Source organism: Oryzihumus sp., assembly GCF_036391795.1.
Classification (GTDB): domain Bacteria; phylum Actinomycetota; class Actinomycetes; order Actinomycetales; family Dermatophilaceae; genus Oryzihumus.
On the sequence record NZ_DASVZH010000174.1, the window covers coordinates 1 to 6553 of the forward strand.

Genomic DNA, 6553 nt, shown 5'->3' on the forward strand with positions numbered 1-6553 from the left:
CCCACCGACGACCTGGCCGGCCTGCCGCTGACCGCCGGGTGGCGTGCGGCGCTCGCGCTGTGGCCTCCCCGTGGCCGGGAGGCCTGACCCGCCGGGAGGGACGTTCCTCGGGGTTTGCGGTGGCGCGAAACCCGGAGGAACGTCCCTCTCGGCGGGGGTGAGCCGGCCGGACCCGGCGGGCGGAGGTGAGGGCCGGCCGGCTCAGCTGGCCTTGTCGACGAACGCCGTGGTGTAGGTCTCGTCGAGCTTGATCGAGTCCTTCTTGGCCTTCACCTTGTCGTTGAAGGTGCCGAGCACGTCCAGCACGGTCTGCGGTCCCCCCTCGGGCATCCGGCCGTCGGCGGTGAACATCGGCGAGGAGTCCTTGATCGACTTCACGTAGAGCGCCTTGTCGCCGCCGGCGTAGTCGGCCGGCATCTTCGCGGCGATCTCGCCGGCGTCGTGGCTGCCGATCCACTTCATCGTCTTGACGAACGCGTTGACGACCTTCTGCACCGTCGCCGGGTTGGCCTTGACGTAGTCGCAGCCCATGTAGAGCGAGGCCGCCGGGTAGAGCCCGCCGAGCGCCTGGCGGGTGCCCTCCTCGGTACGCATGTCGACCAGCACCTTGCCCAGGCCCTTGGCCTCGACGTTGGCGATCGTGGGGTCGGTGGTCATGCCGGCGTCGATACCGCCGTTGGACAGGGCCGCGATGAACGTGGACCCGGCGCCGGCTTTGACCGTGGAGTAGTCGGCCGCCTTGATGCCGTTCTTCGCCGCGAGGTACTGCGTCAGGTAGTCCGTGGAGGAGCCGGGCGAGGTGACGCCGAGCTTCTTGCCCTTGAAGTCCTTGGCGCCGGCCAGGGTCGCGGCGGCCTGGGTCGAGACGACCTCGGCCTCGCCGGGGGTCTTGGCGAGCTGGACGACGCTGGTCAGGCACTTGCCCTGGGCCTGCAGCGTGACGGTGTGGTCGTAGAACCCGACGACGCCCTGCACCTGCCCGGAGAGCAGGACGTTCTCCGCGGAGGCGCCGGACGGCTCGGTCAGCAGCTGCACGTCGACGCCCTGCTCCTTGAAGTAGCCGAGCTGCTCGGTGAGCTTGGCCGGCAGGTAGATGACCTTGTCGATGCCGCCGACCATGATCTTGACCTGCGGCTGGCCCGCGGCGTTCGTGCTCGCGCCGGCGCGGGAGTCGCGACAGGCGGACAGCGCAGCCAGGGCGAGGGGCAGGGCGACGAGCGCGGCGAGCTTGTGGGTGCGCGGGCGCATGGCAGTGCTCTCTTTCGTGAGATGGGTGAAAAGCGTTGAACAGCAGCGGTATCCGCGGGTGGCGCGGACCGGGGACGCGTCGCGGAGGCGACGGCCCGGGATACGGGCCGGTGGTGGTCGGGCTACAGGCCGGAGGCGGCGTTGCCCTTGACGGCCGGACGCCACGCGGTCAGGCGCACCTCGACCTTGCTGATGAGCCACTCGGCGACCAGGGCGATCACGGTGGTGACGATCATCCCCGCGTAGATGCCGGCGGCGTCGAAGTTGCCCTGGGCGTGGTTGATGAGGATGCCCAGGCCCTTGTCGGCGCCGGTGAACTCGCCGACGATCGCGCCGATGAGGGCGAAGCCGAAGGCGACGTGCAGGCTGGCCAGGATCCACGAGGTGGCGCTCGGCAGGATGATCGTGCGCAGCATGTCCCACCGGCCGGCGCCGAGGATGCGGGCGTTGTCGACGAGCACCCTGTCGACCTCGCGGGCGCCCTGGAAGGCGTTGAAGAAGACCGCGAAGAAGACCAGCACGAAGCTGGTGGCGACCTTGGAGCTCATGCCCAGGCCGAACCAGATGACGAACAGCGACGCGAGCACGATGCGCGGGATCGCGTTGGCGCCCTTGATGAACGGCGCGAGCACGTCAGCAAGGAACGGGCTGCGGCCCAGCGCGACGCCGAGCAGCACGCCGGCGAGGCTGCCCAGGACGAAGCCGTAGACCGCCTCCTGCAGGGTGACCGCGATGTTCTCCCAGATCGTGCCCTGCGAGGTGCCGACCGTGAACCACTCCACGAGCTTGGTCCAGATCTGGCTGGGCATCGAGTAGTAGAAGGGGTCGATCACGGTCCGGGCGGCCAGCTCCCACGCGGCGAGCCAGGCCGCCACGAGGACCACCCGCACGACGTTGACCATGACCGGCGAGTGGCCGGAGCGCCCGCGCAGGAACGCGATCGGGCCGGTCGCGCGGGCGGGAGCACCGTCCTTCCCGGCGGGGGTGGGGGCGGTGTCGGCCGGTCGCTCGGTCCGCTCAAGCAACACGGGAGGCTCCTCGGGCACGGGTGATCTCCACTTCCTCGCGAAGGCTGTCCCACACGCGGCGGTACAGCTCGGTGAACTCGGGCGTCAGCCGGATCTCCTCGACCCGGCGTGGGCGGGGCAGGTCGACGGTGACGACGTCCTTGACGGTGGCCGGCCCGGCGGTCATGACGACCACCCGGTCGGCGAGGCTGATCGCCTCGGTGAGGTCGTGCGTGACGAACACGACCGCGGCGCCGGTGCCGGACCACAGCCGCAGCAGCTCGTCCTGCATGAGCTCGCGGGTCTGCACGTCGAGGGCGCCGAACGGCTCGTCGAGCAGCAGCAGCGACGGCTCGGTGATGAGCGTCTGGGCCATGGCGACGCGCTTGCGCATGCCGCCGGAGAGCTGGTGCGGGTAGCGGTCCTCGAAGCCGGTGAGGCCGACCCGTGCGATCCAGTCGCGGGCGCGCTCGCGGGCCTGTGCCGCCGGGACCTTGCGGTAGCGCAGCCCCAGGGCGACGTTGTCGAGCACGTTCTTCCACGGCAGCACCGCGTCGGACTGGAACATGTAGCCCACCCCGTCCGGGATGCCGGTGACCGTGCTGCCGTGCACCTGCACGGTGCCGGAGGTGGCCGGTTCGAGGCCGGAGACGAGCGAGAGCGTCGTCGACTTGCCGCAGCCCGTGGGGCCGACGACGGTGACGAACTCGCCGGCGGCGACGGTGAGGTCGACGTCGGTGATGGCGGTGAAGGCCGAGCCGTCACGGGTGGCGAACTTCTTCGTCGCCCCCCGCAAGGTGATGGCCGGTGCGGTGGTCTGGCTCATGACGGGCGACCGTAGGAGCGATGTGACCCGGCGCACATCCCTTGCGTGCGTTACGGCCTCATTTCACACAAGTGGCGTTCTGCGCGTTCTGCTCACGGCCCCGCAGGCGACCGGTCGCCATACCGTGTCGGGGTGCTCACACGCTCTCCCCGGCGGCTGCCGCTGCGGGCCCAGGCGATCCTGTTCCAGGTCGCCGTCCTCGCGCTGGTCCTCGTGCTCGCCACGCTCGTCTCCACCATGGTGCTGCGCCGCGACCTCGAGCAGCAGTTCGAGCAGCGCGCCCTGGGCATCGCCCGGACGGTGGCGCAGCGCGAGCAGCTGGCCACCGAGGTGAGCAGCACCCGGCCGTCCGTGGACGGCCCGGTCCAGCGGTATGCCGCGCAGGTGCGCCATGCGACCGGCGCCCTCTACGTCGTGGTCACCGACGACGCGGGCATCCGCTTCAGCCACCCGACGCCCTCGCTGATCGGGCGGCGGGTCAGCACCGACCCCTCCGACGCGCTCGCCGGCCGGGAGGTGGTCGCGATCCAGCGCGGCACCCTGGGCGACTCGGCCCGAGGGAAGGTGCCGCTGCGCGCCGCCGACGGGCGGGTGGTCGGGGAGGTCAGCGTCGGCATCGACATCGCCGACCTCAACCACCGGATGTGGCAGCTGGCCGGGCTGCTGGCCCTGGTCGCCGCGGCGGCGCTGGCCCTGGGCTCGCTCGGGGCGGTGGCCCTGGCCCGGCGGCTGCGGCAGGCCACGCTCGGGCTGGAGCCGGAGGACATGGCCGACCTGCTGCGCGAGCACGAGGCCGTGCTCGGAGGGGTGCGCGACGGGGTGCTGGCCGTGGACGACAGGGGCCGGGTCAGCGTCTGCAACGCCGAGGCCAGCCGGCTGCTCGGGGTGACGATCAGCTCCGGGGTGCCGCTCGCCGCCTCCGGCGTGCCGGAGGAGGTGCAGGCGCTGTTCACCGCCCGCGAGGCGCCGGCCGGGGCGATGCGGGTGGTGGGGGAGCGGGTCGTCCTGGCCACCCGGCTGCCTGTGCGCCGCGAGGGCCGCGACCTGGGGCAGGTGCTGATCCTGCGCGACCGCTCCGACCTCGATGAGCTCGGTCGCGAGCTCGAGGCCACCCGGGCGCTGACCGACGCCCTGCGTGCCCAGGCCCACGAGTACACCAACCGGCTCCACGCCCTCAGCGGGCTGCTGCACCTGGGTCACGTCGAGGAGGCCCAGGGCTACCTCGACGACCTCCAGGACGGCGCGGCCCTCGGGGCCGGGGTCGAGGACCCCTACCTCGCGGGGCTGCTGGCGGCCAAGGCCGCGGCGGCATCGGAGTCGGGGGTGACCCTGACCGTGACCGACGCGACCTGGGTGCCCGCCCGGCTGCGCGCGCCGCTGGACGCGGTCACCGTCGTAGCCAACCTCGTCGACAACGCCGTACGCGCGGCCGCAGACGGTCCTGCCCGCCCGGCCACGGTGGAGGTCACCCTGGTTGCCGACGGCACCGACCTGCTCGTGCACGTTGTCGACTCCGGCGACGGGGTGCCCCCGGCCGAGGTGGGCCGGGTGTTCGCCAGTGGGTTCACCACCCGGGCGCAGGGTGCCGAGCGCCACGGTATCGGGCTGGTGCTGGCCCGGCAGACCGCCCGCCGGCACGCCGGTGACGTCGAGCTGGTCGACGCCGGCGGCAGCGGGCACGGCGCCGTCTTCCGCGCGAGGATGGGCGGCGTGCTGCTGCGCGAGGGGCAGGCCGCCACCCGCGGCCACGAGGAGCTGACGTGATCAGGGTGCTGGTCGTCGACGACGACTTCCGGGTGGCGCGGGTGCACGCGTCGTACTGCCAGAGGGTCCCGGGGTTCGAGGTCGTCGGCACCGCGCACACCGCCGCCGACGCGGTGCGGCTGGCCGCGGAGACGTCCCCGGACCTGGTGCTGCTCGACGAGTACCTCCCGGACCGGCCGGGCTCCACGGTGATCGGTGAGGTCGGGGCTGCCGTGATCGTCATCAGCGCCGCCGACGACGCGGCCACGGTGCGCCAGGCCATCGCGCGCGGGGCGGTGAACTACCTGCTGAAGCCGTTCGCGCCCGCGGTCCTGGCCGACCGGCTGGTGGCGTTCGAGCGGTTCCACCGGTCCCTGCACGGCGACCGGCAGCTCGACCAGCAGGCGGTCGACCGGGCGATGCGGATGCTGCACGAGGGCGACCTCACCGGCTCGGCGCTGCCCAAGGGCCGTTCCGCCGTCACCGCCGAGGCGGTCCGCGAGGCGCTGCGCTCCTCCGAGGAGCCGATGACGGCCCAGGCGATCGCCGACGCGGTCGGGGTGTCCCGGGCGACCGCCCAGCGCTACCTGGCCGACCTGGCCCGCGCCGGCCGGGTCCACCTGGGGCTGCGCTACGGCGCGACCGGGCGTCCCGAGCACCGCTACGAGTGGCTCGGCAGCACCGAAACCCGAGGAACGTCCCTGTCGGCGGAGTGATGGGCGGGGTCGAGGTCCGGGGTCTGGGTGCGGTGGCTGGCACGATGACGTCGTGGGGAGCGCGCGAGAGGTTCTGGGCATCGTGGTGGGCGACGAGCTCATGGCCCGGTGGGTGGGCTGGTTCGCCCCCGAGGTGCAGCCGTTCCTCGTCCCGGAGGGAAGCGCCCTGGCCGAGCTGGGACGGGCCATGGACGCCCGTCCTGCCGCCGTGGAGTGGCGCGACACGTTCGGCATCTACTCCCCGGACGAGGGGTTGACGTGTCGCGGGCTGACGGCGACCGAGTTCAGGGCGCTGCCTCGGGACCGGCGCGCGGAGCTGGTGCGGGGGCAACGGGTCGCCGGCCGGAGGCTCGTGCCGAGCGTGCGGGCCTGGCCGGGCCTGTGGGGGCACGGCATACGCGAGCAGGCCGACGGCCACCGCTTCGTGTGGTGGCGGGACCTGCTCGAGGGTCGCGAGCTCGAGGCGCTCGTGCCGTTCGTGGAGGGCGGGATGCGGCGCAGCCGGCACGCCGAGGTCCCCGCTGAGGTCTGGCGCGGGGCACAACGCGTCCTGCCTGGGGCGGCGGAGCAGGCCGGGCGGTTCCCGGCCGGCAGCGGACCCAACTGCCTGGCGACGGTGATGGCGGCGTCGGGGGTCAGCGACTCGTCGACGCAGTGGATGCAGCGAGAGCCCTTCGAGCAGTGGCTCGCCGACCGCACGCGTCCCGGCGGCCGGGACGACCGTCCGGGCACGGTGCTGGTCTGGCGCTCGCCGGAGGGGCTGGTCCAGCACGTGGCCGTCACGCTCGGCGACGGCTGGGCGTTGCACAAGCCGTCACAGGGGTGGATGACCCCGGTGAAGGTCCTCACCGTGGCCGAGGTGCTGCTCAGCGCGCGCTGTCCCGGCCGACGCCTGACCCGGCGCACCGTGCTCTAGCCAGGGAAGCCTGGACACGCCGAGAGGGACGTTCCTCGGGGTTTCGCGGCCGGCGGTTTCAAGCGGCGGTTGCAACGAGGAGCTCGTTCAGCTTCTG

6 protein-coding genes are annotated in these 6553 nt (G+C 72.9%); 3 read left to right on the top strand and 3 right to left on the bottom strand.

What is annotated here, in order from left to right; genetic code table 11:
- Positions 1-201: 201 nt before the first annotated feature.
- The 3 genes from VF825_RS10430 to VF825_RS10440 all read right to left on the bottom strand — a co-directional run bounded on the left by VF825_RS10430 (position 202) and on the right by VF825_RS10440 (position 3081).
- A complete protein-coding gene (locus VF825_RS10430; protein WP_331112925.1) occupies positions 202-1248 on the bottom strand; it encodes an ABC transporter substrate-binding protein in 1047 nt (348 codons plus the stop codon).
- A gap of 122 nt (positions 1249-1370) precedes the next feature.
- A complete protein-coding gene (locus tag VF825_RS10435; RefSeq protein ID WP_331112927.1) occupies positions 1371-2276 on the bottom strand; it encodes an ABC transporter permease in 906 nt (301 codons plus the stop codon).
- On the bottom strand, positions 2266-3081 hold the full coding sequence (locus tag VF825_RS10440; protein ID WP_331112929.1) for an ABC transporter ATP-binding protein: 816 nt from the start codon (positions 3079-3081) through the stop codon (positions 2266-2268). Before VF825_RS10440 ends, VF825_RS10435 begins: the two co-directional genes overlap by 11 nt.
- A gap of 132 nt (positions 3082-3213) precedes the next feature.
- Here VF825_RS10440 and VF825_RS10445 point away from each other — a divergent pair, with 132 nt between their 5' ends.
- Genes VF825_RS10445 through VF825_RS10455 form a run of 3 tightly spaced genes read left to right on the top strand, consistent with a single transcriptional unit; the run spans position 3214 to position 6456 of the window.
- Positions 3214-4845, top strand: a complete 1632-nt coding sequence (locus VF825_RS10445) for a sensor histidine kinase (protein WP_331112932.1) — start codon at positions 3214-3216, stop codon at positions 4843-4845.
- Positions 4842-5540 (top strand): response regulator, encoded by a 699-nt coding sequence (locus VF825_RS10450; RefSeq protein ID WP_331112934.1) that lies wholly within the window; start codon positions 4842-4844, stop codon positions 5538-5540. Before VF825_RS10445 ends, VF825_RS10450 begins: the two co-directional genes overlap by 4 nt.
- Positions 5541-5592: 52 nt before the next feature.
- Positions 5593-6456, top strand: a complete 864-nt coding sequence (locus tag VF825_RS10455; RefSeq protein ID WP_331112936.1) for a hypothetical protein — start codon at positions 5593-5595, stop codon at positions 6454-6456.
- Positions 6457-6553 lie beyond the last annotated feature (97 nt).

Bases quoted from the DNA above. Each gene is read 5' to 3' on its own strand.
- VF825_RS10430 (WP_331112925.1), bottom strand. From the start codon at position 1,248: ATGCGCCCGCGCACCCACAAGCTCGCCGCGCTCGTCGCCCTGCCCCTC.
- VF825_RS10440 (WP_331112929.1), bottom strand. From the start codon at position 3,081: ATGAGCCAGACCACCGCACCGGCCATCACCTTGCGGGGGGCGACGAAG.